At 42.0% G+C, this 26924-nt stretch carries 26 protein-coding genes and 1 tRNA gene; 8 read left to right on the top strand and 19 right to left on the bottom strand.

Annotation, left to right across the window (positions count from 1 at the left end):
* The first annotated feature begins 204 nt into the window (after nucleotides 1-204).
* Nucleotides 205-1674 (top strand): aldehyde dehydrogenase family protein, encoded by a 1470-nt coding sequence (locus tag FIS9605_RS0133600; protein WP_026736388.1) that lies wholly within the window; start codon nucleotides 205-207, stop codon nucleotides 1672-1674.
* 58 nt (nucleotides 1675-1732) lie between these two features.
* Here the strand turns inward: FIS9605_RS0133600 and mazG are convergent, their stop codons facing one another.
* Nucleotides 1733-2575, bottom strand: a complete 843-nt coding sequence (gene mazG, locus FIS9605_RS0133595) for a nucleoside triphosphate pyrophosphohydrolase (protein WP_026736387.1) — start codon at nucleotides 2573-2575, stop codon at nucleotides 1733-1735.
* Between the two features lie 79 nt (nucleotides 2576-2654).
* Complete coding sequence (locus FIS9605_RS0133590) at nucleotides 2655-3266, bottom strand: metal-binding protein (RefSeq protein WP_026736386.1); 612 nt, start codon at nucleotides 3264-3266, stop codon at nucleotides 2655-2657.
* Nucleotides 3267-3355: 89 nt separating this feature from the next.
* On the opposite strand from FIS9605_RS0133590, the gene FIS9605_RS0133585 reads away from it, so the two are divergent.
* From FIS9605_RS0133585 to phnE, 4 genes are all read left to right on the top strand, one after another.
* Nucleotides 3356-3428: transfer RNA gene (locus FIS9605_RS0133585), tRNA-Val, on the top strand.
* A 461-nt stretch (nucleotides 3429-3889) separates the two neighbouring features.
* Entirely contained in the window at nucleotides 3890-4894 is a 1005-nt protein-coding gene (locus FIS9605_RS0133575) for a phosphate/phosphite/phosphonate ABC transporter substrate-binding protein (RefSeq protein WP_026736384.1), read from the top strand.
* Between the two features lie 39 nt (nucleotides 4895-4933).
* Complete coding sequence (locus FIS9605_RS0133570) at nucleotides 4934-5683, top strand: phosphonate ABC transporter ATP-binding protein (RefSeq protein WP_026736383.1); 750 nt, start codon at nucleotides 4934-4936, stop codon at nucleotides 5681-5683.
* A 157-nt stretch (nucleotides 5684-5840) separates the two neighbouring features.
* The gene (gene phnE / locus FIS9605_RS0133565) at nucleotides 5841-6629 is read left to right on the top strand and encodes a phosphonate ABC transporter, permease protein PhnE (protein WP_026736382.1); all 789 of its coding nucleotides are present in this window, start codon (nucleotides 5841-5843) and stop codon (nucleotides 6627-6629) included.
* 254 nt (nucleotides 6630-6883) lie between these two features.
* On the opposite strand, the gene petC is transcribed toward phnE, so the two are convergent.
* The 5 genes from petC to FIS9605_RS0133540 form a co-directional block, all read right to left on the bottom strand.
* Nucleotides 6884-7417, bottom strand: coding sequence for a cytochrome b6-f complex iron-sulfur subunit (petC, locus tag FIS9605_RS0133560; protein WP_026736381.1), 534 nt, complete (start codon nucleotides 7415-7417; stop codon nucleotides 6884-6886).
* Between the two features lie 154 nt (nucleotides 7418-7571).
* Nucleotides 7572-7790 (bottom strand): YgaP family membrane protein, encoded by a 219-nt coding sequence (locus FIS9605_RS0133555; protein ID WP_026736380.1) that lies wholly within the window; start codon nucleotides 7788-7790, stop codon nucleotides 7572-7574.
* A gap of 548 nt (nucleotides 7791-8338) precedes the next feature.
* The gene (locus FIS9605_RS0133550; RefSeq protein WP_026736379.1) at nucleotides 8339-9547 is read right to left on the bottom strand and encodes a DUF4336 domain-containing protein; all 1209 of its coding nucleotides are present in this window, start codon (nucleotides 9545-9547) and stop codon (nucleotides 8339-8341) included.
* Between the two features lie 129 nt (nucleotides 9548-9676).
* A complete protein-coding gene (locus FIS9605_RS0133545; RefSeq protein ID WP_026736378.1) occupies nucleotides 9677-10303 on the bottom strand; it encodes a hypothetical protein in 627 nt (208 codons plus the stop codon).
* A 328-nt stretch (nucleotides 10304-10631) separates the two neighbouring features.
* Nucleotides 10632-11582: a class I SAM-dependent methyltransferase gene (locus FIS9605_RS0133540; RefSeq protein ID WP_026736377.1), complete on the bottom strand. Its 951-nt coding sequence runs from the start codon at nucleotides 11580-11582 to the stop codon at nucleotides 10632-10634.
* A 116-nt stretch (nucleotides 11583-11698) separates the two neighbouring features.
* Here FIS9605_RS0133540 and FIS9605_RS0133535 point away from each other — a divergent pair, with 116 nt between their 5' ends.
* On the top strand, nucleotides 11699-12985 hold the full coding sequence (locus FIS9605_RS0133535; protein ID WP_026736376.1) for a hypothetical protein: 1287 nt from the start codon (nucleotides 11699-11701) through the stop codon (nucleotides 12983-12985).
* A gap of 414 nt (nucleotides 12986-13399) precedes the next feature.
* On the opposite strand, the gene FIS9605_RS0133530 is transcribed toward FIS9605_RS0133535, so the two are convergent.
* From FIS9605_RS0133530 to FIS9605_RS0133500, 7 genes are all read right to left on the bottom strand, one after another.
* Nucleotides 13400-13801, bottom strand: a complete 402-nt coding sequence (locus FIS9605_RS0133530; RefSeq protein ID WP_026736375.1) for a type II toxin-antitoxin system VapC family toxin — start codon at nucleotides 13799-13801, stop codon at nucleotides 13400-13402.
* Nucleotides 13801-14052 (bottom strand): hypothetical protein, encoded by a 252-nt coding sequence (locus FIS9605_RS0133525; RefSeq protein ID WP_026736374.1) that lies wholly within the window; start codon nucleotides 14050-14052, stop codon nucleotides 13801-13803. Before FIS9605_RS0133525 ends, FIS9605_RS0133530 begins: the two co-directional genes overlap by 1 nt.
* Before the next feature lie 24 nt (nucleotides 14053-14076).
* Nucleotides 14077-14262, bottom strand: a complete 186-nt coding sequence (locus FIS9605_RS0133520) for a type II toxin-antitoxin system HicB family antitoxin (RefSeq protein ID WP_231510585.1) — start codon at nucleotides 14260-14262, stop codon at nucleotides 14077-14079.
* Nucleotides 14263-14351: 89 nt separating this feature from the next.
* Entirely contained in the window at nucleotides 14352-14789 is a 438-nt protein-coding gene (locus FIS9605_RS0133515) for a DUF488 domain-containing protein (RefSeq protein WP_026736372.1), read from the bottom strand.
* Between the two features lie 8 nt (nucleotides 14790-14797).
* Nucleotides 14798-15346, bottom strand: a complete 549-nt coding sequence (locus FIS9605_RS0133510) for a DUF488 domain-containing protein (protein ID WP_026736371.1) — start codon at nucleotides 15344-15346, stop codon at nucleotides 14798-14800.
* A gap of 12 nt (nucleotides 15347-15358) precedes the next feature.
* Nucleotides 15359-16093: a hypothetical protein gene (locus FIS9605_RS0133505; protein WP_155960661.1), complete on the bottom strand. Its 735-nt coding sequence runs from the start codon at nucleotides 16091-16093 to the stop codon at nucleotides 15359-15361.
* A gap of 136 nt (nucleotides 16094-16229) precedes the next feature.
* Nucleotides 16230-18443: a transketolase gene (locus FIS9605_RS0133500; RefSeq protein ID WP_026736369.1), complete on the bottom strand. Its 2214-nt coding sequence runs from the start codon at nucleotides 18441-18443 to the stop codon at nucleotides 16230-16232.
* Nucleotides 18444-18703: 260 nt separating this feature from the next.
* Here FIS9605_RS0133500 and FIS9605_RS46875 point away from each other — a divergent pair, with 260 nt between their 5' ends.
* Complete coding sequence (locus FIS9605_RS46875) at nucleotides 18704-18832, top strand: hypothetical protein (RefSeq protein ID WP_442854756.1); 129 nt, start codon at nucleotides 18704-18706, stop codon at nucleotides 18830-18832.
* Between the two features lie 328 nt (nucleotides 18833-19160).
* Here FIS9605_RS46875 and FIS9605_RS39430 read toward each other — a convergent pair whose 3' ends face one another.
* The 4 genes from FIS9605_RS39430 to FIS9605_RS0133480 all read right to left on the bottom strand — a co-directional run bounded on the left by FIS9605_RS39430 (nucleotide 19161) and on the right by FIS9605_RS0133480 (nucleotide 23347).
* Complete coding sequence (locus tag FIS9605_RS39430) at nucleotides 19161-19433, bottom strand: KGG domain-containing protein (protein ID WP_051470268.1); 273 nt, start codon at nucleotides 19431-19433, stop codon at nucleotides 19161-19163.
* 691 nt (nucleotides 19434-20124) lie between these two features.
* The gene (locus FIS9605_RS0133490; protein WP_026736368.1) at nucleotides 20125-21366 is read right to left on the bottom strand and encodes a DUF445 domain-containing protein; all 1242 of its coding nucleotides are present in this window, start codon (nucleotides 21364-21366) and stop codon (nucleotides 20125-20127) included.
* A gap of 216 nt (nucleotides 21367-21582) precedes the next feature.
* On the bottom strand, nucleotides 21583-22275 hold the full coding sequence (gene ubiE / locus FIS9605_RS0133485; RefSeq protein WP_026736367.1) for a bifunctional demethylmenaquinone methyltransferase/2-methoxy-6-polyprenyl-1,4-benzoquinol methylase UbiE: 693 nt from the start codon (nucleotides 22273-22275) through the stop codon (nucleotides 21583-21585).
* Between the two features lie 112 nt (nucleotides 22276-22387).
* The gene (locus FIS9605_RS0133480) at nucleotides 22388-23347 is read right to left on the bottom strand and encodes a response regulator (protein WP_026736366.1); all 960 of its coding nucleotides are present in this window, start codon (nucleotides 23345-23347) and stop codon (nucleotides 22388-22390) included.
* 522 nt (nucleotides 23348-23869) lie between these two features.
* On the opposite strand from FIS9605_RS0133480, the gene FIS9605_RS0133465 reads away from it, so the two are divergent.
* Complete coding sequence (locus FIS9605_RS0133465; protein WP_026736365.1) at nucleotides 23870-24958, top strand: RuBisCO accumulation factor 1; 1089 nt, start codon at nucleotides 23870-23872, stop codon at nucleotides 24956-24958.
* Between the two features lie 35 nt (nucleotides 24959-24993).
* On the opposite strand, the gene FIS9605_RS0133460 is transcribed toward FIS9605_RS0133465, so the two are convergent.
* On the bottom strand, nucleotides 24994-26886 hold the full coding sequence (locus FIS9605_RS0133460) for a glycosyltransferase family 39 protein (protein ID WP_026736364.1): 1893 nt from the start codon (nucleotides 26884-26886) through the stop codon (nucleotides 24994-24996).
* Between the last annotated feature and the right edge of the window lie 38 nt (nucleotides 26887-26924).

Genomic DNA, 26924 nt, shown 5'->3' with positions numbered 1-26924 from the left:
GAATTTTGATATTAATTTCATGTAAATAAATTACAACTTATATAAATAAAATTGCACAACTTCCTGTGTGCGAAGCAACATAATTAATAGACTGCTTGGGAAATGAAGATAGAGTTAATGCATGAAAGTTATTATCGGTAAATTTCTCAATCGGTCTGAATTAGATTTCAGATAGTTTTTTAACAAAAGCTTAAGGAGGACCTGATGGTTACAGCTGCCAGACCAGAACAACAGGTGAAAATTGGTCCAACCAAGCTGCTGATTAATAACGAGTGGGTAGAAAGCGTCAGCGGTAAAAGGTTTGAAACGATTAACCCCGCTACGGGCGAAGTCATCTGTGATGTTGCAGAAGCAGATGCCCCGGATGTGGATAAAGCAGTGCAAGCGGCCAGAAATGCTTTCAACAGTGGAGAATGGCGCAAGATGTCTGCTACCCGTCGCGGCGAGTTACTCTACAAGCTAGCCGATCTCATTGAGCAGAATATCGACGAGTTGGCGCGGCTAGAAACTTTAGATAACGGTAAACCGCTACATGATTCTTATGGCGACTTAAGGCTAGTTATCGCTTGCTATCGCTACTATGCAGGCTGGGCTGACAAAGTACAAGGCAAGACCATTCCCATCAATGGCCCGTACTTTTGCTACACGCGCCATGAACCAGTAGGTGTGGTAGGTCAAATTATTCCTTGGAACTTCCCATTATTGATGCAGGCGTGGAAACTGGGCCCAGCTTTGTCAACGGGTAATACGGTAGTAATGAAAACTGCCGAACAAACGCCGTTATCAGCACTGCGGGTAGGCGAGTTGATTATTGAAGTTGGTTTTCCACCTGGTGTAGTGAATATTCTCTCAGGCTACGGCCCTACTGCCGGAGCTGCGATCGCTCACCACATGGATGTTGATAAATTAGCATTCACTGGCTCAACCGAGGTTGGACATCTCGTGATGGAAGCTGCTGCCAAAAGCAATCTCAAGCGCGTCACCCTCGAACTTGGTGGTAAGAGTCCCAACATCGTTTTTGCCGATGCTGATATGGATATGGCCATCGAAGGAGCCCATTTCAGTTTGTTCTTTAACCAAGGTCAGTGCTGCAATGCCGGTTCGCGGCTGTTCGTCGAAGAAAAATGCTACGACGATTTTGTCGCTAAGAGCGTAGAAAAAGCTAGACAGCGCGTTGTCGGCGATCCCTTCGATCCCAATACCAAGCAAGGGCCGCAGGTAGACCAAGACCAGTTCAACAAAGTGATGAGCTACATCGAGTCGGGAATGCGCGAAGGTGCTAATTTGTTATGCGGTGGTCATCGAGTTGGCGATCGCGGTTTCTTTATTGAGCCGACTGTATTCGCCAATGTCAAGAATGACATGAAGATTGCTCAAGAGGAAATCTTCGGCCCGGTGATGAGCATCATCAAGTTTAAGGACATCGACGAGGTAATTCATTTAGCCAACACCACGATGTATGGTCTCGCTGCTGGCGTGTGGACAAAGGATATTACCAAAGCACATGCCATCGCTAACAACGTCCGTGCTGGTACTGTATGGGTGAATTGCTACCACGTCTTTGACGCCGCCGCACCCTTCGGTGGTTTCAAGCAATCTGGTATGGGTCGCGAACTCGGTGAGTATAGTCTAGAGCATTACACCGAAGTCAAGACAGTCACAATTAAGTTGTAAATAGTTAGTGGTTAGTAGTTAGTAGTTGGTTTCACCACTAACCACTATCCACTAACCACTAACCACCTTTAGCAAGTTGTGCTTTCGCCTGCTGCCAAAGTGCTTCTAACTCCTCCAAAGTGTGATCGCTAAGGGGGCGGTCAGCAGACGCCTCCATTTTTTGTAACCGCTGAATAAAGCGTTGATTTGTTCCCTGCAAAGCTTCGCTGGGGTCAAGATTATACCAACGGGCAAGCTGAAGAACAGAAAACAGCAAATCCCCTAATTCGGCTTGTTGTTGTTCCGGTGTTTCGTGTGCTAATGCCTCTTGAAACTCTCGCAATTCTTCATGAAATTTATCCCATACCCCATCAATATTTTCCCACTCAAACCCAACGGCGGCTGCCTTTTGAGAAATTTTCATCGTTGCCATCAACGGTGGTAGCTTGCGGGCATAGCTACTCAGCTTCGCACTGAATTTTTGATGTTCTGGGGATGGTTCACCTTTTTCCGCTGCTTTGATTTGTTCCCAGTTTTGCCGCACTTCATCCACATTTTGCACCGATACATCCCCAAATACATGTGGGTGACGGCGAATTAGCTTTTGGGAAATACTTTGGGCGACTTCTAAAAGTGAAAATTGACCATATTCTTTGGCAATTTGCGCTTGCAAGACAACTTGTAATAACAAATCGCCTAATTCTTCAGCGATCGCTTGTTGATCTCCAGTATTAATCGCGTCTACTACTTCATAAGCTTCTTCAATTACATAGGGTGTCAAAGTTTGGGGAGTTTGTGCCAAATCCCACGGACAACCACCATCGGGCGATCGCAATTTTGCCACCACATCTATTAATTCTTGTAACGCCGTTAAGGTATCTGCATCAAATTGTGTTTGATTTGATTTTTGAAGATTGGACATATATTCAATTCAAAATAACAACTAACTTTATGTGTTGAACCACCAAGACACCAAGGCACTAAGGAAATGCCTGAATAACTTATCGCTTTCCTCCCCGGCTTACTCTCTTTGTCTTGGTTCTTCTCGGCTGAGTTGTTGTACGTTTACGTTTCTTCATTTTCGCACGCGGCAGCAAACCGCGAATGCCCTGCTTTTGCACGCGCTTGTATGCCGAACCACTCCAATCACTGAGAGAATGGCTCATTGCACCGAGTTCTAAGCCTAAAAACAGTGCCAGAAATTCGGTGCTGTGATTGGTAAGCGATCGCCCCACAGTTTCACTCCACACTTGCCAACTCCACGACCGGTTTCCCAACTTTTGGGCGATCGCCAAACCGACTATCGCCACTATTACCGCTATGCTGCCTAGATAAAGCACTCGTAACGTTGTGCCGATAATTGGGCCGTGGGATAAGAAAGAACGATGACGCAGACTTTTTTGATAAGGAATCCAAATCCAACGCAACAAACCCCAGCGTTGGTATTGACGGGAGTAGATATCCAAGTCAGGGCCAAACATCAGCCCCCCAAACATAAATCCACCTGCCACCAACAAAGTTAGGTTGCCGCTGTGAGTCTGAACAAAAGTAACTCCTGCGACGAATGGCAAAGCCCACAAAGTTATGCGATCGTGCGTGCGACCAGAGGGCATTGAGGGTTATCAAAAAAATTTCAAAATATTTTCCCAAAAATACTAGCGCGATGCGGGAGACTTTGCTATACTAATTTCTTGTGTGCAGCGGGCGGTTAGCTCAGTTGGTAGAGCGCCTGCCTTACAAGCAGGATGTCACTGGTTCGAGTCCAGTACCGCCCACTTTCGATAGTAAAAAGAATTATAAGCTTAGTAAGCGGGATTAGTTTGCTGTAATTGCGATCGCTTCAAGATTGGCTTAGTATCTTGTTCTCCAATCATACAATTCCCTGTTTCTGTAATCTTCCTAAGCTGTAACGCCTTAAAATTGCACAATTACTAGTGAGGGTCGTCATTAGTTGTTAGTCATTGGTCATTAATAACCAAGGACTAATGACGGTCTTAACGAAAAAAGTGCAATGTGTAAGCGCAACAGCTTATTACAGTCACGTGTTGGACTACTTTCAAGCCAAGGTAACTTTTTTTGCTTTAATGAGTGTTATTTTTACATCTGTAGTCAACTTGTTGCAAGTTTTTACACAAATAATCTTGACTTTTATTATCAAAAACTCTAATGTTTTAACACAATAATTGAAACAATTTTGCAAAAATACTAAATAATACTTCCTAACGGAGAATAAGAAATGAAAGTCGGTATGAAGGGTGTGCTGAGTGCTGGTGTCGCATTAGTAGCATTTACGAGTTTAGCTGTTAACTTGGTAGGCTGTACGCAGCCTGAAAATGCCAAAGTCGATACCGAACAACAGGCGCAAAACTCGCCGGAGCAAACTGAGGCACAACAGGTACAGCAAACAACAACACCGACTACTTTAAAAATAGCCTTCCCCACTCGCAAGGATTCCACAGACTTGGAAACAAAGGTGGATGCAGTAAACAAGTTTTTATCTAAAGAATTAGGAATGCCAGTTGAGGCAAAGATAGGCGATGATGCTGCGGCGGTGGAAGCTTTGAGAGCAAATCAAGTGGATGTGGCTTTTTTAAGTAGCAAACCTGCTTTGAAGGCCGAAGAATTGGCAAATGCTCGGTTGTATTTAGCTGAAGTACGTCCCAATTACTCTGGAAAACAAACTTATCGTTCAATAATAGTTGTTCGCAAAGACAGCCCCCTCCAAAGCAAGTCCTCAGCTAAAGAAACTCTGGAACAACTGCGGGGCAAAAAAATGGCTTTTACTTCCCCCACTTCTACTTCCGGGTTTGTATTCCCAGTCAGTGTCTTAGTCAAAGAAGGATTTGTGCCCGATAGCGATCGCTTGGATCAGTTTTTTGCTCAAGTCACATATGGTGGCGACTACAGCAAAGCATTACAAGCTGTACTGCGCGGTCAAGCAGATGCAGCAGCAGTATCAGAATATGCTCTGTTTCCACCGTATGTTTCTGAGACAGAAAAGAATCAATTGCGGGTTTTGCATGGAATTCCGGGAGTTCCAGCACATGGCGTTGCTATTGATGATGATGTACCGCAACAGATGCGGGATAAAATTGTTACCGCCATGTTGAAATTGAATCAGCCAGAAAATAATCAAATCTTACGCGACTTATATAACTCTACTGAGTTGGTAGAAGTTGATCATAATGCTCATTTGCAACCGCTGCGTGATGCCCTAAAAGTTGCGGAAAAGAAATCCTGATTTTGCATGTATGAGAGGAAATTAAACAGCTAGCAGGTTATGACTGAGCTTGTCATTGAGTGTCATGATGTCAAAACGGCTTACACTGCGTCCCTAAATCGTCCCATCCTCAACGGAATCAATTGCCGGATTTTTCGGGGTGAGTTTGTCGTTTTACTAGGACTCAATGGCGCAGGTAAGTCTACTTTGCTGCGATCGCTTGTTGGGTTAGTGCCATTTCATCAGGGAAGCATCTACATTAATGGTGTGGCAGTCACTCCTCGCACACTGCCACAAATTCGGCGTAACATCAGCATGTTGTTTCAAGGTGGGGGACTGATTCGCCAACTGTCGGCAATTGACAATGTGTTATGCGGACGTCTTGGTGCAAGGACGACTTGGCAAACACTGTTTGGATTTCCTAAAAGCGATCGCCGTCAAGCCTTGAAACTTTTAGAAGAGTTGGGTTTAAGAGAACAAGCCTACCAAAAAACAACTCAACTCAGCGGCGGACAACAGCAAAGGGTAGCGATCGCCAGGGCTTTAATTCAATCTCCGCAGATCCTCCTAGCTGATGAACCCATTACGGGTTTAGATGTGATGGCCTGCAAACAAGTGATGGATACTTTATCTAAATTACATTCCCAGCAAGGCATGACTATTGTAACGGTTTTGCACGATCTGGGTATAGCAGCAGAATATGCCCAACGCGCGATCGTCTTGGATGCTGGACGTATCGTTTATGACGGCCCTGGTAACGATCTACAAGCTCAATTTTCACAGTTAAAGTCAGGGACTAGAACCAATTAAAAATTGTAATTGGTGATTGGTGATTGGGGAAGAGGTAGTTTTATTCCCCATTACCCATTACCTATTACCCATTACCGACTGAGAGTGAATTCACATTAGATGTAATTAATTGTTAATTGTTAATTTTTAATTTTTTAGTCCCTCATGTTCAATTAAAATGAAGCATTTTGCTAGTCTCTGGAAACGCTTTGCTTGGGTGAATCGACTACTCATTTTCTGCCTTGTAATTTTAGTTTATGTTTGGGCATTGCAAGGTCTGCAAGTTGATTTTGAACTAATCAAGAATAGTTGGCCGCACATCATCGACTTTATCTCCAGATTATTTCCACCGGATCTAGAAGTATTAGATATAGCAATTAAGGCACTGATTGAGACAGTACAGATGTCTCTGTGGGGAACAACCCTCGGCGCAATTCTTTCTTTGCCAATCGCTATTGGCAGCACCAGCAATATTGCTCCTCTTTGGCTGCAATGGTTGGCTAATTTCCTACAAAATGCAGTGCGTTCTGTTCCTTCAATTATTTTAGGTTTAATTTTTGTGGCAGCAACTGGACTGGGCGCACCCGCTGGTACTTTAGCTTTGAGTATCTACACAATTGGCTACCTTGCTAAATTTTATCAACAAGCGATCGAAGCAGTTGACCCTCGTTCAATAGAATTTTTACAAGTTACAGGTGCATCCAGATTACAAATAGCGCAATACGGTATTTTGCCCCAAGTCCTGCCATTAGGATTGGGATATACATTGTGGATGTTTGAGTATAACATTCGTGCTGCTTCAGTATTAGGTGTAGTTGGAGCGGGTGGTATTGGCTTCCGGTTGAAAAGTTATATAGACGGCTTTGAATACAACAAAGCCACAACTATGATGCTGGTGTTATTGATAGTTGTTACTGTGATAGATGCCTTTAGCAGCCAATTACGTAAACGGCTTGATTCTATGTAGTTATAAAGAACATAGTGCAACTCTGGCAAAACTGAATATATTGCACATTTGCAACCACAGATAAACACAAATGAAACATCGGTGTGCATTTGTGTTTATCTGTGGTTGCATTTAAATGACAGAAGAAAGACAGAAGGCAGCTATGCTGAAGGTTTAAGAAAGGGTAGTGTTTATACTACCGTGTTTAGTTTAGAAGGTATCCATAGAAGAGCCACATCTCCGTACCTGTGAGGAAAAAGGGCGTAACTCTACACTTAAACCCACCAAGGTGTTTTGCCAGTGCGAGGATCATTTTCAGTCCAAGGATAGAGCCAAATCGCATCACCCTGCACATTGACATGAACTAGCTTCAGCGGGCGATTGGCTGGACCCCGTTCAACTGTTCCATCTGCGGCAAATCGAGAACCATGACAAGGACACTGGAACTGTTTATCGAACGGGTTCCAAGGAAAAGTACATCCCAGATGGGTACAGTCATTGACAATCCCAACTGAGTCGAGTACCTGGTTGTCAGTAACTGTCAGGTAGGTGGGTTCACCAGCAATTCCAGCAACCAGAGCACGGGTTCCTGGTGGTTCTGCTAAGATTTGGCTGGCAGGAATAGGTGTTCCGTTCTTGTCTTTGGCAAGCGTACCCCCAGTATCGCTAACTTCTTGGGGTGGAACAAAAACTTGCCCATATACATATAGGGCTGAACCAACAGTCACAGCAACTGCAGAACCGGTTAAAAAGTTGAGAAACTGTCGCCGCGACATGGATGGGCTTTCTAATGGAAAGCTACTGTCCATAGGTGTTCACCTCCTAAATAGCGATCGCTTGCAACAAGATTTCTGCATCTGTTGAAAAGAGGGAAAGCTTTACAAGGCGCAAATCCGGTGCTGCAACCTAAAATATCTCGTAAGGCTTTCCCCAATTTACTTTTCCGACGCTAACCGAAGAGAGTTAGGACTGTGCAGTTTGATTTACTTTACGGGTACTGATGCCGAACAGGCGATAAAGGGCACAGAACCCAAAGATACCGGTTAGTGCCAGAATAGCTGCAACTACTGTTAGCCCAATACCTAACGCAGAACCCACGTAGACTTTCAGCCCAAAATAGGCTAGGAAGGCAGCAATCACTAGACGAATACCACGATCCCATTTACCAAGATTTCTATTCATGAGTATCACCTCACAAAGATTAGTCGCAGTATATGAGAATGGTTTAACTGAATTGCACTGAATTGAATCGGTACCAAAACTTGCAGCACAGATTCATGCCGTATTATTTGAGAGTTGCTTTGATTTGGCACTTTAACTGAGGAAAAACACAGGAAGAATTGAAGTGTGTCTCCTGTTTTTGTACTCGATTTTGTACGCGACAGCACTCAATACAAAAAATTGATTGAAGCAACTCCTAACTGTTCAATTATAACAAACATATAAAATTGTTGAAGAAGAATATGCTAAGTAATCTTCCAACTCATTACTACACAAATGCCTGTTACTAAAACACGGTAGTCCATTATTCCTAATATGAACCTAGATATAGGATTCCTATTTGATTTTTGAAAAAAACTCAGTACACTTCCTGTTACCCGTTCCTTCCCGTCTTCACGAGTAAGTTCATGAATCAAATCGCATTACTATATTGAACGCTGCTTTGATTAAAGTCAGAACACCATCTACAATACACTGTACTGCCAGTGCTGTTTAAGTATTAACAACCCTTACACTTTTTCTTTGGGTGGTGGCGTGATACCGCGATCGCTCAATTTCTCTGAGAGTCCCCTGAGATATGCAAAGTCCTCCTCTGGTAGAGGCTCAATAATGTTTCCTTGCTTCTCAAGAAAGGCAAATGCTTGCCGGAATTGACTGGGAGTTGCCTCAATCGGTGAGTCGAGGTGACAGGGAATAATCCGCTGAAAATCCCAACTTGCTACTTTGTTAGCCCAGTCAATGGTTTCTCTCGGTGCACGGTTAAGAATAAGAGCCTGCAAAATTGGTGCAACAAACAAGCGTCCACCCCCTCGCAGGGCTTCAAAAGACTGCTGCCAATTATTCTTCCATTTGAACGGAAACAAACCGAAATACGCTTTCCTGGAACGATCCGTTGCTCCGAGGGCATGGCGAAATACCTCTCCTATGCCAATCACTTCTAACGCACTCGGCTGGAAGTAAAAAGCAAACAGGGAAATTCGCTGCCATCCTTTGCGGCGGTTTGCTTCAGTATCAAAAACTCTATGGAATGCATCGTCCTTGGCGTGGAAAAGCAGGGGGTAAGGGTCGAGTTGAACAATTTCCGGCGGTACTTCTGGAATTGACAGCACTATATCTGTGACAAGCAGCGTGCGCGATCGCTTGTGAAAAAATGCCACCTCTGCAAATCGTCCCGGCCCAAGCTCAATGGGGCCCAGGATGGCATAATCAAATTCGTTAGCAAAGGGTGTATCGCTGCTATTTGGTGGCAGTACTTGAGTGCGTCTTTTGGGGAAACCAAGCCAGCTAAGCGGCAGGTTGATGGGAAAACTCCACTGTTTCGGCGCTATAAATACCTGGGCGTTGGAAAATTTTCTGGCAAAAGGGCCGACAAAGATTTTATGCTCTAAACCAGAGATGGTAGGCAGAATAATATACTTAACATCACCGTGTTCCGCTACCAATTCCTTGACAAGTCTTATGCATTCGGGGGTTGGGGCAATTGGTGCATAGATGAGGAGTCCCCCTGCTTCGAGCTTAACAACGGTCATGCGAATTGGCACAACTACGTAGAAGATGCCCTGCAACTGGTCGAAAGTCCAGATAGTGTCTTTTACCACTTCTTTGCGAAGTGTGCGCCGCCTGCCAAATGGGTAGATTGGTAGAACAGGCCAGAAAGGCCACGACCAGTCTTTTGAAAGGATGTTATCCTGTTGCCCCTGATTTTTTTGCGCGTTCATCGTGGTTCTGTCCACGACCCGACCTCCTCCCAAATCCCCAAAGCCAAACTATTTTTATCTCATCATCAAATGCTGGTGTTTAGCAAATGATTGACCCAGTTATTCATCTATGGTTACAACTCTAGTTTCTCATACCCTTTCTCGAATCCAAATTGCCAGCCCACCTCCACGCCCACGGGCTGCAATAAAATCTTCTGTAATCAAGAAAAATGCAAAAAAGGGCAGTTTAGCGATCGCTTGATTGTAGAAATCCTCCGTTTGCGTCTTTCCGCCTCGAATCTGTTGATTGTAAACAACACGACTAAACAGACTGATTTGCATCTGGGTAAAGTCAAACGCCAGTAAGTTTTTTTTACCTAAATATTTTGCTGGGCCTGTTAGCTTCAACAACACTGGGCCTAATTTAACCTGATTGCCGATTTCTCCTCTGTCCAAAGCTGGATCTGAAGTAGCACTGAAGGAAATATGTGCGGCTGCAAACTTAGGAACATAAAAACCCCTACCTAAAACAATCCCCCCTCGCTTTTTGCGATCGCGAGTGCCAGTGGCGAAACACAGTCGCCATTGACCAAGCAAAGATGCAAATGGATATGTTAATCGTTGTTGCTTAGCAGCTTTTTCTGCTTGCAGCAAGGCATTTACCACTGCTGCGGCGGGAGGGCGATCGCCCCCTTCGCCTCGATATGCAGACACAGCTTGGAGAAGCACGGTTGTAAAATTTTGTGAAGTTGTTGATGTTAAATTGGGCGATCGCATAGCATTGAACCCTCGTTTAATCAGCATATTTCTCGTAGTGAGTGTTAGTAGTTAGTAGTAGCCCGTCAAGGTGAGTTGTAGGGTGTGTTAACGCGACAGCGTAACGCACCTTTTATCTGTTAGGCGGTGCGTTAGGCTTAATGCCGTAACGCACTCTACTGGCGTGACCGTCTTAAAATAGTGCAATAAATTTTTGTGGTGCGGGCATCTTGCCCGCATCGGACAGGCGAGACGCCTATCCCACAAGAAAATCATATTGCATCAAATTAGCCCGGTCACGCTACTACTAACAACCAACCAACAACAACCAACAACCAACAAATAACACTTACTTTGGCTTGCAACTAATAATAGTGCGGTGGCGAGGGTCGCTGGCAACTGTAACTGGTTGCTCAAAACCCACTGTCTGCAATGCTGCCTCTATATCAAACATGTAGTAGTCATCACTCCAAGGCTCAGTACTTTTCATTAAAGTAAACAGAACTGGTGGCAAATTTTGGATGACGGGAGATTTAGGATTATTGTCTACTAATGCGATATAACCACCAGGTCGCAGCAGTCGCAAAGCCTCAGCGAAAATTTGTTTGCTGGCATAATGCGGCAGTTCATGGGTAACAAACTGTAGAGTTACCAAATCAAAGGAATTGTTAGGCAGTCTTGTATCTTCTCCTGTAGCGTGAAGCCACTCAGATATTTCACCCTTGACATCTAGAATCTTGGCAACAGCAAGCATATAAGGGGACAAATCCAGACCAACCGTGCGAACAGGATGGTTTTGCTTTTTCTGATAGTAGCGGTGCAGCGCTAGGGTAGAAATGCCGACTGAACAGCCAATATCTAAGATATCCCTTACCTGCTGCGGGCCATAAGTCGCCAAAACTTGATGAAAACTTCCTCTTAGGCGTTCGTGAGCAACTTCCCAAGTCAGGTTTTCTTTAGGCCATACCCGCAATGCCATTGAGTAAGTAGCGCTGGGGGCTTCCAAAGCAGCTTGCCAGCAAAGATTGCCCTCAGAGTAGGCATGAAACGGCACTTGATAGTAATCGGGGTAAACAATACTAGAGTTAACAGTCTCTGTTAGTCGCTGTTTTACCCCCGATGCTTCTAGGGTTTCGCAGTTTTTGCGCCAAGGAATACCGTTCTTTTCAGCGGTTTTAATAAGTACTTGCCTTGCCTGGTGTTTCATCAAGTTGTAAATCGGTCTGGTTTGGATTAGTAAGTTAACGAACCGAGAAAGCAACCCTTCACCAGCCCAGTCAGGCTTGATTTTGTCGTTCATCTGATTGTTTGGAATCGAGGCAAGATAACTGTATATATTTTAGGTTTTAGAGGTAAAGTACTGTGAATATAGAATTTTTGACACAAAACACCGTCAGATAATTTATTGTCCAACCTATGAGTATCCGATTCAACCGAAAACTCCTCCTTACATTAGGTTTTGCTACCGTATCGCTAGTCAGTTTAGGTAGTACCTATCTATATACTCAGTCGAAAACTCAACAGCAGATTTCCCAAACCTCAAGTCAACCAGTTCGTGTACTCACCACAAGTTTTCAGAATGCTTTAACTGTTCAGCAAACATCTGATGAAAATATAGGCAAGCATAACACTACTTCATCTAGCAAAGAGTTGGTGGCGGCTTCTACACCTTATAAAGTTATTGATGAGTTTAAAAAATATAAATTTAGCGTTAATGGTAGTCAGGTTCTCAGTTCAGGAAAACTACCCACTGCGAAAGTTAATTTCAATCAAAAAGATTTATTATTTGTTCTCTCCAACACAAGAAAATATTACCAAGACTACGCTAAACAAGACCCAGATATTCTACGTACAGGATTGCTTGGCACTTCCGGAGTTACTTTACAAGATACTCTCAAAACCTTGGATTTTATGATTGCGGTCTTAAAGGAAGATATTGCTAATAATCGAGCTACTCGTTTACAAGACCCTAATTTTATCAACGCTAATTTTCGAGTCATCAAATGGACTGCTTATAAACCACAAAATCCAGAACAAAAACGATTGCGGATTACAAAGTATGCTGTTTTTACCTATCCAGGTTCTCGCAAGAAAACCTCTACTTATAATACAGCAATTTATAGCTTAAAAGATAACTCTAGAACTGATAAGTTCTATACCAGATACACAAAACAGGATGTTTTATCAGGTATATATGAACCAGGAGGTAAAGAATTTGGGAAAGTTGAACCCATTGCGTATTTAACCCGCGAAGGTTTAGAAGAAGCGTTGATGCAAGGAACAATACTGATTAATTTTACCGATGGTTCCAAGGCATTTTTTAATGTGGATCGAAACAATGGAATTCCTTATATACGGGGAGTGAAACCAACAGCACAAAAGCGTTATTGGTATTTTAAAAAAGTAGATGCTATTAAAGGGTATGGATATAAGATAGATGCGAAAATTTCTATCAAGCCGGGAGTGACTTTTGCTGGAGATGTTCTGAATATTGGTTTAGGTCGAGTGATTGTGATGGAGTATGGTCAAGGTAGAAACAAACGCCTAAGAATGGGGGTTATTGCAGATACAGGCGGGGCATTTTTACCCAATCTTTATCAGCTTGATTTTTTGGCAGGTATTTTTAAGAATCAAAAAGATTTTGGGAGATATATTAGTCAATTGCCTGAATATGCTACGGCATATATTTTAGTGAAAAAGTGATGCACTCACTTGAGATGCCAAATATATAAGTTTGTAGTGAGTGCTTAAGCGCTCACTTTTTTGCGTAAAAAGTAGGGATTTAAAACGCAGAGGGGCGCGGAGTATTGGTGCAGAAATTTCGCTATGAATTTATGTAATAAGGGCGATCGCGTTTTCTATTGCTGCTGCTAATTGTGGATGATAAAGCTTGGCGATCGCCCTACATGTTGATGAAAAATTTCACGATTTCAGAAGTTTCTGTGCCGAAACAAGTAACTTTTGTGCATCTGCATATGCAGTAGTTCCGGGTTTGATAGTTTGTAGCTGTTTGACAATATCCTAATTTCGGTTAATGTTGGGTTGAACGGAGCGAAACCCAATCTACAATGATTTGTCAAAATCTAATTATTTACAAATGACGTATTTTTAATGTTTCTAAGGTAAAGCCCAGTTTTCCAGTTGCAGTTCAGGAATGCGGTTGTAGTGTCGAGTATTGTTTGTTACTAGAACATAATTTTCTGCCAGTGCAACACTAGCAATTAGTAAATCAAAATCAGCAATTGGTTGTCCTATTCTGCGGAGTTCAGCTTTTAATTCACCAAAGCGTTTGAGAGCGTTATCGTTTAAAGGTATAACAGGTATATTTTGAATAAATTGTTCTGCACGAGTTAAATTTTCTTCGACTCGATTGGAATTGTATGCGCCATAATATAGTTCAGCAACTGTGATGACACAAATACCTATCTGACTCCATCCTACTGCAAAAATTCTGTCCCTAACCGACTGACGACCCTTAAGCCAATATATACACATGTCAGTATCTAGTAAATACTTCACTAACTATATTCCTCAGTCGCAATAGTACGGTTTGAATATATATCATCAATGATTTCTTCTGTGGTACGTGTGTCTTCCCAGGTTCCAAAGGTTTCTAAAAAGGCTTGTGGTGGATTATTTGGCTGTACAGTTTCTAGCTTCTCTGTTTCTTGTTTGAGAACTTTCTGAACGATTTTGACTATTAAAGCTTCCAACTCTTTTACTGTGAGAGCATTTATCGGTTGGTTTGATGTGGGTTGAGAGTTTTGCATAGAAAAAACTTCTGACTATTGAACCTAGCTTGTATAAGGATTGCCGTGTTTAGCTTGGACGTGAAGATGTCCCCTGATGGCATCTTTGATATTTTCAATTGTCTCATCTAGTGTCTTCCCTTGGCTTACACAGCCTGGAAGTTTAGGAACCTCGGCAACGTAACCTTCATATTCTGTATCGTAAGTGAAAATTACTTGGAATTTCATCATTAATTAATCTTTTATAGTTGATCATCTAGAATAAATATAGCGCTGATAAAAGTACGACCAAGCTTCCTCAAACTATTCCCTTGAAGTATCTACAAATGAATAATTTCCATGCCTTCCACTGTGTTGGCTAGCATCTCCGCTGCAATTCTTCTATGGCACTTTTCAGGTGTATGCTCAGAACATAGCAAACATATCTTTTGATTTTTCAGCAGTTGTTTGTTAAGGTTTTCTAAAATATTTCTGTTTTTAATTAGCTTCCGGTATGAATCTTCGTACTCTTCCCAGTTTCGAGTACCGTGATACTTATCACGCATATCTTTAGTTGGTGAAAAATGAGTCCAATGCTCATACCTTATACCGACAAGGCTCAAGAAATACTCTAGGTCATTTTTTTTGGTAAACCCTGCCAACTGACCAGTATTGTTGAGGCGGACATCTGCCACTACATCTATTGTTTCCTTTCTTAATATCTCAAAAAAATCCTTTGCTGTTTTTTTAGTAAATCCGATAGTGTATATAATGCCCATATTTTTTATTAATCAAATAGAGATAGTTGAAAGTAAATATCGATTGAGGAAGCGTCTTCTAGTCTTCCGTTAGCTCGAATATGAGTTATTTTTATGTTGTTAATTTGATAATTATTTGGAAGTTTATACAATAGAGTATGCGCGATAATATTGTGTCTATGACATCGGCGAGGATCTTCTTCGCTACACATTATAGCAGTAGGTTTAGTGAGTGCTATACGCAATAGCTCTAATACTCCACTAATATATTTAGAATCTGAATTATATTTATCATCTTGCCTAAAGCCTATAGCGTTCTCTAAATCATTTCTCCGACCCCCTAAACTTTCTCCCATCCAGATGTAATCAACTCCATTACGAGATAATTCAGAAGAAAGTCTATTTTTTACAAAAATTTTATTATGTCGACTATAAGGAATACTTCTTACATCAATGATGCATTTTATTTCATTACTTTTCAAAAGTTCTAGGAAATAATTAAGATTATGATTGGAATGACCTATGCTAAATAAAGTTATTTCAGGATTATTACTAATTATAATTTCACTATTATTCATATTTTCTGCCTTTCATACGTAATCATTAAAATCATATCCCAGGTCTGCAAAACATTTTCCTTTCAACCAATCTGGTACTGAAAAAACAGCAGACACTTGCCTCCAAACTTGTCCCCTATACTCTCGTGTTACTCCAATTCTGATAAATATATCTTTACCTTTCAATGCTTTACTCAGTCTTGATTTTATATTCTCTCTATCTGTTTGCCAAAGATATTTACAAGCTGCAAGCCAGTTAGCGTCTGTTACTGGTAAACGTTGATGATAATCTCCACTTTCGTCATAAAATGACAAGTAACATTTTAACTTATCTTCCCATAGCTTAACTGCAATTTCAGGAACTTCACAGCTTCTAACAATTACAAGAGAGCGCGATTGTTCAGATAAAGCGTGTTCTAATGAAAAGTCAGTATATCTATTAAGTATAGCCAAGCATTCACTTTCACTAGGAATAGATACTAGTTTAGGTGGAATGCTACCATCTATCTCCCAATCTTCTGTATGAAATGCTGATTTTGGAACAGGTTTTAAAAACTCTAGTTCCACTTTAGCAAGAGGTTTGATTACTGCTTGCCCTTGAAAGTAAAGAAACTCTTTCTTGATACCCGGTCTTTCAGGATAATGAATTTCTGGTCTGAGGAAGTTACCTTTATCATCCAAGCCGCTGACACATACGAATCCTTCTCTCATTCTTGTGACACCAGTGACAAATATTATTTTTTTCATTCTAAATTTCAATTCTTTCAAGCTTTATATGTTCATATATTTACAAATTCAAACTAATAATTAAAACCGCACATATACGCATAATAAGCTAAGAAATTATCTGCGTACATCTGCGGTGGTAAATCTATATTTTTCTAGTTAATAAAACCCGACTTTATTAATGCACTAACTCAATTGCTCGTTTCGTCAACGCCTCCGCTGTCAAACCATTAAACGCCATCAACTCACCTGCACTTGCTGTTGTCTCTCCACGCTTCCATGCAAAGGTATCGCGCTTGCAGGTACTCCGCAGCATAATGGGTTCTAACATCGCCGCTGCACCACCAGTAACACCAATTAGCGCATCACCATCAAAGATTTCGGCAAATTTTTCATCATCAATAAAACCACCATCAGGTTCAGCGCAGGTATCCCAAGCTGTGTCGTGAAGACGATATAGACGGCGGGGATTAATCACAGAAATTATCTTTACTCCGATACCTTCTGTTTCCAAGAAAGCAGCAGCTTCAAAGACTGGAATTAATGTCATGTCGCCAACAACGGCAAACACTACTTTCTTATCACCAGGAACTTCTTGCAAGACTACTGCGCCATCCCGCAAGCCTTTGCGAGTCATATTGAAAGTAGTACGAATTGGCAATGGTGATTTACTAGCAGTAATGACAATTCCCTTATTTTTAGTTGTTAGCGCCCAGTCATAACAGGCTTGAATGCTGTTAGCATCAGGGGGGAATAATGGGAAGACATTACCATTCCGCATCATCGCAGCGAAATAAGATTCAATTTCCGGACGTTGGTGTGTCCAACCGTTGCGTCCTTGTTCTAATGCGCCAGCGGTGAATAATGTAATTGTTGAGGGAGTGGGACGCCGCAATTCTGCCATTGCTTGCGTCACTGTTTGCCAAATTGGTAAACCGTTGATGGCAAAAGATTCATAGGAACACCACAAACTTCTAGCACCCATTAACGACAAGCCAACTGCTAACCCAGCACAAGCATCTTCACTCAAGGGTTCGTATACTTGTCCGCCGGGATTTTGATTGTATAAGTCGTCAGTTGTTGGGTGAATAATCTTTAATGCTTGGTTGATGTTACTAATACCAGATGCTTCGTTACCGTCGGCGTTGGTGACAAGGAAGTTTTCATCTATTTGTCCGACTTTTGCCACCAAACGTCCCATCGCTGTTGTGGAAACTTTGGGATCGCCACCCAGAGAATATTCTTCTAAAGGCAATTCGCCTAATTCTGGCAAGGGATATTCAAATTCGGTGACAACTGTTTTTGCCGCCGGGCCACCGCCTGCGCGTTCCATGTTTGTTCGCACCAATTGCCAAGCTTCCAGAGGTAAGGCGCGTTCTTTCAACGCATTCATAATATGGGGTGCGTCCAGTGTATCTTTGGGATAGAGGTTGTGAGATTTTGCACCCCGGGCGTGGACGCCTGCGCCTTTGAGTTGTTTAATTATAAATACGGTTAGTTTGCCACTCAAAGCAGAACGCGCTGCTTCATCCACACCCATTAACACAGCTTGGGTAAAAGCTAGGCGTTGCCCAAAGGAAAAAGCGGTACTATCAACGTAGTCGCCTGGTTGATTTTTGTCGTCAAAGTCCTTGGCATCGACTAACACGACTTCTTCAAAACCATTACCATGCCAGTATGCCATCATCTGTTCGTTGGTTTTGATGGAAACCATACTATGGTGTTCTTGGCTGTAACCGTTCCACACCAACACTGGCAAGAAGTTGGTAACACCAGGATAAGCAGTGTGGAAATGAGCCATCGAACTCATTACATAGGGTTCACCCAGTCCGCCGTCCCCAACGGTGAAGGGAAACAGCTTGTCTTTGTGCAATAGTGCAGCGGCCATCGCAAAATGTTGCCCTTGTCCCAAGGGGCCTGCTGGTGCGAGAATGCCGGGAATGTAACCAGAAAGGTGTCCCAATAATCCGTGTCTTTCCCGAAAGCGATCGCGCAATTGTTGCACTGTATATATGCCCATGTCCTCTAACGAGCGATCCAAGAACATGGCACTATAAAATCCGGGGGCATGGTGTCCCACTTCCGTAATAATATTTTTGTAACCGAGCATGACTAACGCCGCATAAGCTTCCGCTTGAGATGCGAAACCGCCTGGGTGTCCAGAGGCTTTACTTCCGGTAATTTGCAATGTCAGGTAGCGCAAAGCATCAGCAGCCAGTAATGTTTGATACGCAGATGCTGGATCTTCTGGAGTGGCGATCGCTTCTTTTCCCGACTCTATTGCTGGTATTGCACCATAAGTTTCAAATTCCGGTAACGCTTCCCCAAAATATTGAATTCCTTCGCAAAAGTTGGGAAGCGCTGAAGTTGCTTTGGAAGTAGTTGCCGTCATGCTGAGTACCTTACTAAATCTAAGGAGACACTATAAATAAATATAGATGCTCGCCCAATTTAACAAAAATTTTACAACTTCAGGGTACTGACTATTGATTGCTATTCAGCATCGTCAAGATAAGTAGCTTCTATCTTAAAGGCAGATTTCCATGTGGTTTCATTGCACAACAAAGTATGAAAATCTTTATTTCCCTAGTGGTTTGCCACAAGGATGATGACAGGCTAAGGAAGTTTGTAGTAAGCACCAAGCGTGCTTAAATGAGGGCTAAAGCCCTCACTACAAACCTATCAAAATTAGTGTGGTGGAGTACTAATTATCAACAGGCTCAGCTTTCTCGACTGAGCGATCGCCAACTCCCAAAGTCAACCGCAAAGCAGATGGCATAGATGAGCAGGGAATGCGGATGACAATACGAGCAACAGCTAGGACATCATGTATTTTATTTCTCTGTGCTTTTGTGGCTTCCGCAGTTCGCAGAATTTAGTCAAATCCTTTCAGCGCATGGTTGTTGAAAAATCGTTGCTACTGAGGGTTATCGTTTGTAGTGTCGCATACTTATCATGCGATCGCTTTATTCCAACGCCCCTGCTATGTAAGAAACCCGGTTTCTTGTAGAAACCGGGAGTGTGTGGGTTAAACTTCTTTAAATTGATTTACTTATTTATTCTTGTGGCTTTGTTGTCCTGCTTTAGCATGTTGCTCGCGGCTACCACCTTAAGTTCCCTTTCCTTCTTCCTCTTGATTGTTTTCATCTTCATTGCGATCGCTTCTGTGGGATTGCTTACCACCTTCACGACCGATTTCTGCCATGTGTTCTCGGTCTTGGCTTGTAGTTTCTCCGCCTTTGCGGCCAGCCTCTCTAGCTTCCTCAGATGTAAATTCGTGTGCAGTTCCTTTTTCATGAGCAGCTTTTCCGCCTTTGCTGGCAATTTCACGCTGCTTATCATCGTCCATTGATGCAAATCCACGTTTACTTGTGTCTGACATAATAAATCTCCTGTTCAGTGCATTTTTTACGTTTTATTTTCTTCAAAAAGAGGGGATTATAGAATCTCTTCAATCTGTTAGCTGCCCTCTTATATCTATGTCTAATTTAGAAAGTTAAAATTGGATAATCCTCTTTCTAAGAGAGTAAATTTTCCAGTAAAAAATGCAGTTTTTTCCTAAAAAATAATTCTGTGGTTAGAGTTAACAGCTAAGAATAAATACCTATTCATTCGTCATACATTATTAATGTGATTTCAAAAACTGGATTAAATCCTTCTCATAATTATTTATAAAAAAAATTTTTATTTTCCCTATGTTTCAAATTCAATTGAAAACATCTATCCAGAGTATAATGTGAAATATAATTTCATCTATCTAAATAATCATCCATTATTTTCACGCTTGATGATTCCAAACTAGCTTTGCGGCATATGCAAATTTACTAATTCTACTGTTTCTCGAACAAGTTATTGAAGGTAACTAAGTAGAAAAGCATAAATAGACTAAAAACAATGCCGGCTAGAAGCCCACCCCATAATAATATTATTATTAAAGCTCTTGTGGGGTGAGCATCCTGCCCGCCCGTAGAAAATACAAGATATTTAACGTTTAATTATGTTGACCTACTTAGCAGCAGGATGTGGCTTGCTTTGAAATAGGTTTTCGAAGCGAATAGACCAGAAATATCAAACTATTGTTGACTGAGGAAAATAAATACTACTTGAAATAACCCAACGATAAAACCTAAAACACCGCCTAAGGTCACGATCGCTTGCAATTCATTTTTGACAATTCCTTCAATAGCTGCTTCTAAATCAGCTGGTGAAGTTGATTTTACGCGGTCAACAATCACCTGGTCAATTGACAAAATCGGAATAACTTGAGCAACAATTGCTTCTAAATCTCTTTCCAAATATCGCTCTAAGATCAGAGCCAATTCTTGACTCACTACTTCTAAAGAAGAACTAACAACAGGTGAACTGCTAAGGCGATTAACTAGCAATACGGCAATATTTTCCCAGTTAACTGACTCACTAAATCCTTGCAGCATTTCACCACCGCGTGTTTGCAGGTATTGGCGAACGCTTTCACGTGTGGTCTTTCGCAATTGACGAACAGTACCTATGGGCAGGTTTTGTAAAGCTAAACTTTGAAGTAAATTCTTGATGCGATCGCGCACTTGTAAATCTTTAATCCAATCCCGCAAACGTTCATTGGTTGCTTCTTTCTCATCCAAGCAATAAGTCCGAAAGCGGGTTAAAGTGTTGCGTAAGCCAAACAAATTTGCCACTACCCAATAAGTACCGCTGGTTTTTTCCCGAAAGCTTTCATCAATAGTTTGGATTGTGCGATCGGTCAATAAATCAATTATTGCTAACCGAATTACATCTGGCGGTAAAACTACTTCTAACAGCCAATCAGCAAGGCGAGAGGCTTGGTCTTCACTCAGTTGAAATTCCAGCAATATTTGATCGAAAATTTGATTTATTTGTGCTTCTAAAAAGTCTTCTCGTCGTGCTAAAACTTTCAACAGACGCGGTAATGATTCTCCTAACAAATCCCGCAAAATTCCTGCCACAATCTTGGCAGTTTTTTGCTGCTTATCGGATTTGACTTGGTCAATTGCCATTCGCAGCAACCAAAGAATAGCCGCTTGTACGCGTTCTGTTTGTAAGAGTCGCCGCGCCAGATTTTGTAATTCCTCTGGTGTGAGCAGCGACCCCATAATCGTATTAGAGATATTCTTCGCAAGGCGTTCTTGGTTGCGGGGAATCAATCCAGGGGTGAAAGGAATCCTTCGTCCACCGATGTAAATTGCTCGGTATGGACGAAATAACATTTTAATGGCTATATCGTTTGTGAAATAGCCAATTATTCCACCCAAGATTGGGGGAGATACATACAGCCAAAGATGAGACCAATCGAAACTCATTTAGTCAATAGTCATTAGTCATTAGTCATTAGTCATTAGTCATTAGTCATTGGTTAGTTGTTGGTAGTTGGTGGTTGGTAGGGGCGGGTTTGTGTAGATATCCCGTCATTGAAGACTAAAAATATCATGGCTAAACCCGCGCGTACAGTAGTCTTTCCAAACAACGAACAACAAACAACGAACAACAAACAACGAACAACAAACAACTAATAACTATTAAGCTTTTGTTACCACTAGCACTCCCATCATATCGTTCGCAATGGTGTAGTGTGTGGCCGCTGCAAAACCAACTTGACGAGCTATTTCTACTTGTTTCTGGCCAGAGGGGAAGCGGTCTAAGCTGGGACTGATATAAGCGTATTCTTCTTTTAAACCCAAATGCTGGGCAATTGGGACAACGAGATTGTCCAGATACCATTGCTGAAAGGTTCTAGCAGCTGAATTTTTGGGACGATGAAAATCTAAAATCGCAGCTTTGGCTCCATTGTTGAGAACACGGTGTAGTTCTTTTAAACAGCGAGGAATATCTGTTACATTTCGTAAACCATAACCCATTGTGGCGGCGTCAAATCTATTGTCCTCAAAGGGTAAATTCAGCACGTCAGCTTCTACCCAAGTGATAGAGGGAGTGGGGTATTGACTTTGAGAGCGTTGTTTAGCTATTTCTAACTGTGCAGGTGAAAAATCTACCCCATACACTTTTCCACTTGCTCCTACACGCCGTGCCAACCGGAAGGCTAGATCACCACTACCGCAACACAAATCCAAGCAAGTATCTCCGGCTTTGGCTTCGCTCCATTTTACCGTCATTTCTTTCCATATTCGGTGTTGTCCCAAGCTCAACCAATCATTCAATTGGTCATAAACAGGGGCGATACGGTCAAAAATGTTGCGAATATCGTTAGTCATTGGTCAATGGTCATTGGTCATTAGTCATTGGTTAATGGTCAATGGTCATTGGTAAATAGTCAAGAGTGAATGGACTGTTAACTTTGGACAAATGACAAATGACAAATGACTATCAAACATTGACTGGTTGATGGTAGCGAGTGCAACTGAGGACGGTTGCTACTAGTTGCGCTGATAAATGAATCAGCTTAAGTTCGTCTTCTCTCAAAGAGCAGGGTTTTTTCCACTGTAGAGACAACACCGCCAACACTTTACCTACGTAGGTGATTGGGATAATTAAATGCGCCTCTATACCAGTATCTGTGTAGTGGGCAACACCAGCAAGTTTTTCATCTTTAGGAACATTGACTGAGACTTGCATTTGCCCGGTGGCGATCGCTTCACTAGTTAATGGATCGATCGCCAGCCAGTTTTCTACAGTACCAGCACTACTGTAAGTACCCTGAGTGGCAACAAGGTGATTATCTTCTACTATTTGTAAAATACACCCATCTACTGCAAAACTTTCACCAAATGCTGTAGCAATTGGATTTAAAATAGCCTCTAAACTAGAGGCCTGCTGAGAAACCTGTACTAAAACAGTCAACAGTGCCATCTGGGCATTGGCACGACGCAACTCTTCTGTACGTTGCTTGAGTAAATCGTAGGTTTCCGCTGCTCTTTGCACCACAGCCTTCAATTCCCCAGGATCCCAAGGCTTGGTAATATACTTATAGACTTGCCCAGCATTAATCGCTTCTACTAGGTCTTCAATATCAGTAAAACCCGTAAGGATAATCCTGACTGTATTCGGGAACTGGGGTACTGTTTTGCTGAGAAACTCAGTTCCCTTCATTTCCGGCATCCGCTGATCGGAGATAATTACGGCTACTTCCCCTTCTGCTGCCAATACTTGCAGGGCGTTGATACCACTATCCGCTTTCAGGACATGAAAATCCCGCCGGAAAGTGCGATACAACAGATCCAGATTGTCTGGCTCATCATCAACTACCAGAATTTTTTGTTTTTTCGATTTTTCTAGAGTCATCAACTGATGACGGATTTTATCAAGTTCGGGAATGGGATTATTCATAGAAAATTCCTTTAAATGTTAACCATTTTGTTATATTCCATACCAATCCTAATTGAAAACATTCAATTAGTAGCTGTTGTTACTGCTTTGGTAATCTTTGCTTCAATCATCTTTTGGTCAGTAAAATTAGAAAAATCGGGAATTCTCAATATTTGCTTTCTACGAGTAATTACGTAGCTAATTCTATTAGTAAAAGTCTTTTTTATTCATAACTCATAATTTTGCTTCCTGCTAGAGCAATTGAGAGGGACTGGGGACTGGGGCATGGGGCAAGGGTTATCGGGCAAGGGGCATCGATAAGAAAACCAATTCCCAATCCCCATTGCCCCTAATCCCCAGAGCGGTCGTGGGGCCCCCGAGTTCCCCAATCCCCAGTACCCAATCCCCAATCATCAATACCCAATACATTTCTTCTATCGAGTCAGTGCAGCATCAGCCCTAAAATAGATACTTGGTACTGAAGTATCTGGACTTCTTGCAGAAGTCGGAAAAATAGCATTGCCTTGAAGTTGCTGAGATATTATGACTGACCTACCACCCAACGCTCAAAGTTCCAACGACAACGATCAAAATGATATAGCTCAACAGTTGCTGCTCAAGCTGCGACAAAAACAAGGCAATTGGGTGGAATGGGGGCAAGCTTGCGCCTATTTACAAAAAGTAGGCTACAATACCCAAGCCATTTTTGAAGCAACAGGCTTTGAGCCAATACAACAAAATCAAGTCATTGTCGGCGCACAAGTCTACAATTCCATAGAAAAGGTAGGAGCATCACAAGACGTGCTGTCGCATTATTCACAGCGTGGAAGTGATGTTTTGTATGAACTGCGCCTACTGACTCAAGAAGAACGGGCTGCTACCGCCACACTCACCTTTCAACATAAACTTGATGCTGACGAGGCAAGGGAAATTGCTAAGGCAGTCAAGGATTTCTCACGTTTCCGTAACTTGCCAGAAGGGTTTTCCAATCATCCAGGGGATGCAGTTGCCTATCAATGCTGGAAACTTGCTCGGCAAAACTCAGATTTTCAAGTGCGATCGCGTTTAATTGCCAGGGGTCTAAAATTTGCTCACACGCAAACTGCAAGGAAACAAATCGAACAATTACTCACAGATTTTACCGTTGAGCCTAAGCGACCTGCGCCAACCTTGCCCTTTTACAGACTGGAATCAGCGGAGGAAATGCCCCGCCTTGTACCAGTGGTAGGAGAGCTGCCCTTAACACCAAAAGACCTGCAAGCGGTTCCACTGGTAGAAGAAATTGGGCCATTTCGCATGGTCAAGTTTGCCGGAGAGCAAGCTTGGGTTCCTTTACCGGGTTGGCAAGCAGTATTGAGTGCAGAAGATCCGATAGTGATTTTGGGCAATAGCGATCGCCTACCAGCCCAAACACAAAATACCCCAGAACCAGTCATGATCGTTATCGATCGCGCCCAACGCCAATGGGAATCTGGCAGCTACTTTGTGGTAGACAACTCCGGAGAATTAGATTTTCAGTGGTTTGAAACTGCGCCGGAATTACCCATATTGGGGCGAATTATTGTGATTGTGCGACCGAAGAAAATTCTAGATGAGGAATTTACAAAAGATTCTTGGCAAATTGATGAATAGTTAGTGGTTGGTGGTTGGTAGTTGGAGGTTAGTAGTTAGTGGTTAGTAGTTTCCTCCACTCTTCCCCCACATCGATACAGCTGGTAGGGAATGCCAACGCGGTAATGCTGAGCCATATCTTTAGTGCAAGTGGTAGTTTGTGAAAATGCCAACTTTTGCGGATAATCTCGGCGTTTAAGTCCAGGAGCAACAACCCATAAATTTAATTGATTTGTTGTGGGCGGAGGCAATTGAGAAAGTTTTTGCCAAACAGAGCCAAAATCAGGTGCTTGCTTGAAAAATGCAAAATCAGAAGATGGAAGTTGGGAATTGGAAATTGGGAATTGGGAATTGGAAATTTGGTTTTTTTCTCCACTCTCCCACTCTCCTACTTTCTCACTTCTAACTTTTTCCAGTGCCAGAGCAAAACTCAAGCCCAATGCTACATCCTGATAATTTTTATATCCCACTACAACCATTAGTGGTATAGAGGGGTCTTGGTTCATATTTTGAGCAACTTTTTCCGGCTCATATGGTTTTAGAAAAACCAAATTATAAATAACAAAAATACTACTAATAAAGCCAACGATTAAGATAGTAGAGAGTTGATAATTTTGTAGACATGCGTAAGGTATTTTTAGTTTTGTAGAAACTGATAGAGTGGTTTCTTGGGAGGTATTTTTAAATTTTGTCAGGCTGGCACTGATGAGCGCGCAGAAGCTAGGATAGTAGACGAAGTTATAGCGTGGGACTGTAGTAATGTCTTTTTGTAACAAATAGGCAATGAAAAAAAATTCTAATAAAATAATACTTAAGAAACTTAAAAGTGTGATTGTACTCAGATGAGTTGTTTGCTTACACCACATTTGTTTTAGTTTTTTGTAGACTAGCCAACCAACCCAAATAGCAAAAAAAAGCATTAATAAAACAGATATAACTTTAATAAATAGTGACTGCTTTTCTACAGGTAGAGCAATTACCATTAATACCCAGTTGATTAAAGTTTGATAAAATGGGGCAATGTGATAAGGAGGATCAAGCCAGTCAGTTTCTGGACGCTCGTAATTACTTACTAGCACTGGTAGCCAAGGCAAGAAGCTGAAGGCAACTGCACTGATAGATATAATTAATGCCAGCCATATTTGACGTGGCTTTAATATAATTGGCGATGAAATTTGCTCACAATCAATAGATGAAAATTCTTCTGTGCTCTGCGTTTTAATTTCTAATTTATTGTTTTTACTCAAAATGGTTGAATAGTACATCAAAACAAATAATGTTCCAACTTCAGCAATGAAGGCAAGAACAAAAAAGTAGTGAATATAAAGACCGATAATATTAGTAATTGTCCATGCTAGCCAAACCCAAATTCTTAGCTTTTGCCGCTGAAAAATATCTTGCTGGATTTGCACCAATCCCAATAAAGATAAAGTTATTAGCAGCATGGGTAAGGTGTAGTGCCTAGCTTCTTGAGAAAGGTAAACAGCAAAAGGCGAGATTGCCATTAACATAGCAGCGGTTAGCCCCGCCGCCTTTGAGAAAGCAAGACGATTGACATAGTAGATAGCCGCGATCGCACTTACACCAAATAAGGCAGGTAGCGATCGCAATTTCATCACCCAATCTTTTCCCAAAAGACTTAGCCACCCCAACCAAGTGTGCATCAAGCAAAAAAACAGTGGTGGATGAGTAGACTGGTTAGCTATGGTGTGGGCAATTTGAGAACAACTCACCCTAGGCTGGTAAGTAAAAATATCCTGCAATTGCTCTAGGGGAAAAACTACGTCTAGAGGCACGTCACTGTATTGTTTACCTAAACTGAAAATGGCAGTAATTACCTCATCCATCCACAGCGGTTTTAAGTCCAAATTGGCAAAGCGCAGCATAGCACCAACTGCGATGATCCCAGTTAAGCTCAGATAATGTAGAGAAAATCTGCGATTAGTCATTAGTCAATGGTCATTAGTCAATGGTCATTAGTCAATGG

This window comes from Fischerella sp. PCC 9605 (assembly GCF_000517105.1).
Taxonomy (GTDB): Bacteria; Cyanobacteriota; Cyanobacteriia; order Cyanobacteriales; family Nostocaceae; genus PCC9605.
Note: the sequence above shows the minus strand (reverse complement) of the source record. Positions and strands in the feature narration are given on the sequence as shown.

Bases quoted from the DNA above. Each gene is read 5' to 3' on its own strand.
- ubiE (WP_026736367.1), bottom strand. From the start codon at position 22,275: ATGACTAACGATATTCGCAACATTTTTGACCGTATCGCCCCTGTTTAT.
- FIS9605_RS39430 (WP_051470268.1), bottom strand. From the start codon at position 19,433: ATGTCAGACACAAGTAAACGTGGATTTGCATCAATGGACGATGATAAG.
- FIS9605_RS0133590 (WP_026736386.1), bottom strand. From the start codon at position 3,266: ATGCCCTCTGGTCGCACGCACGATCGCATAACTTTGTGGGCTTTGCCA.
- petC (WP_026736381.1), bottom strand. From the start codon at position 7,417: ATGGACAGTAGCTTTCCATTAGAAAGCCCATCCATGTCGCGGCGACAG.
- FIS9605_RS0133570 (WP_026736383.1), top strand. From the start codon at position 4,934: ATGACTGAGCTTGTCATTGAGTGTCATGATGTCAAAACGGCTTACACT.
- FIS9605_RS0133465 (WP_026736365.1), top strand. From the start codon at position 23,870: ATGACTGACCTACCACCCAACGCTCAAAGTTCCAACGACAACGATCAA.
- FIS9605_RS0133545 (WP_026736378.1), bottom strand. From the start codon at position 10,303: ATGCGATCGCCCAATTTAACATCAACAACTTCACAAAATTTTACAACC.
- FIS9605_RS0133540 (WP_026736377.1), bottom strand. From the start codon at position 11,582: ATGAACGACAAAATCAAGCCTGACTGGGCTGGTGAAGGGTTGCTTTCT.
- FIS9605_RS0133600 (WP_026736388.1), top strand. From the start codon at position 205: ATGGTTACAGCTGCCAGACCAGAACAACAGGTGAAAATTGGTCCAACC.
- FIS9605_RS0133510 (WP_026736371.1), bottom strand. From the start codon at position 15,346: ATGAATAATAGTGAAATTATAATTAGTAATAATCCTGAAATAACTTTA.
- FIS9605_RS0133555 (WP_026736380.1), bottom strand. From the start codon at position 7,790: ATGAATAGAAATCTTGGTAAATGGGATCGTGGTATTCGTCTAGTGATT.
- phnE (WP_026736382.1), top strand. From the start codon at position 5,841: ATGAAGCATTTTGCTAGTCTCTGGAAACGCTTTGCTTGGGTGAATCGA.
- FIS9605_RS0133520 (WP_231510585.1), bottom strand. From the start codon at position 14,262: ATGATGAAATTCCAAGTAATTTTCACTTACGATACAGAATATGAAGGT.
- mazG (WP_026736387.1), bottom strand. From the start codon at position 2,575: ATGTCCAATCTTCAAAAATCAAATCAAACACAATTTGATGCAGATACC.
- FIS9605_RS0133500 (WP_026736369.1), bottom strand. From the start codon at position 18,443: ATGACGGCAACTACTTCCAAAGCAACTTCAGCGCTTCCCAACTTTTGC.
- FIS9605_RS0133525 (WP_026736374.1), bottom strand. From the start codon at position 14,052: ATGCAAAACTCTCAACCCACATCAAACCAACCGATAAATGCTCTCACA.
- FIS9605_RS0133535 (WP_026736376.1), top strand. From the start codon at position 11,699: ATGAGTATCCGATTCAACCGAAAACTCCTCCTTACATTAGGTTTTGCT.
- FIS9605_RS0133480 (WP_026736366.1), bottom strand. From the start codon at position 23,347: ATGAATAATCCCATTCCCGAACTTGATAAAATCCGTCATCAGTTGATG.
- FIS9605_RS0133575 (WP_026736384.1), top strand. From the start codon at position 3,890: ATGAAAGTCGGTATGAAGGGTGTGCTGAGTGCTGGTGTCGCATTAGTA.
- FIS9605_RS0133550 (WP_026736379.1), bottom strand. From the start codon at position 9,547: ATGAACGCGCAAAAAAATCAGGGGCAACAGGATAACATCCTTTCAAAA.
- FIS9605_RS46875 (WP_442854756.1), top strand. From the start codon at position 18,704: ATGAGGGCTAAAGCCCTCACTACAAACCTATCAAAATTAGTGTGGTGG.
- FIS9605_RS0133490 (WP_026736368.1), bottom strand. From the start codon at position 21,366: ATGAGTTTCGATTGGTCTCATCTTTGGCTGTATGTATCTCCCCCAATC.
- FIS9605_RS0133460 (WP_026736364.1), bottom strand. From the start codon at position 26,886: ATGACTAATCGCAGATTTTCTCTACATTATCTGAGCTTAACTGGGATC.
- FIS9605_RS0133515 (WP_026736372.1), bottom strand. From the start codon at position 14,789: ATGGGCATTATATACACTATCGGATTTACTAAAAAAACAGCAAAGGAT.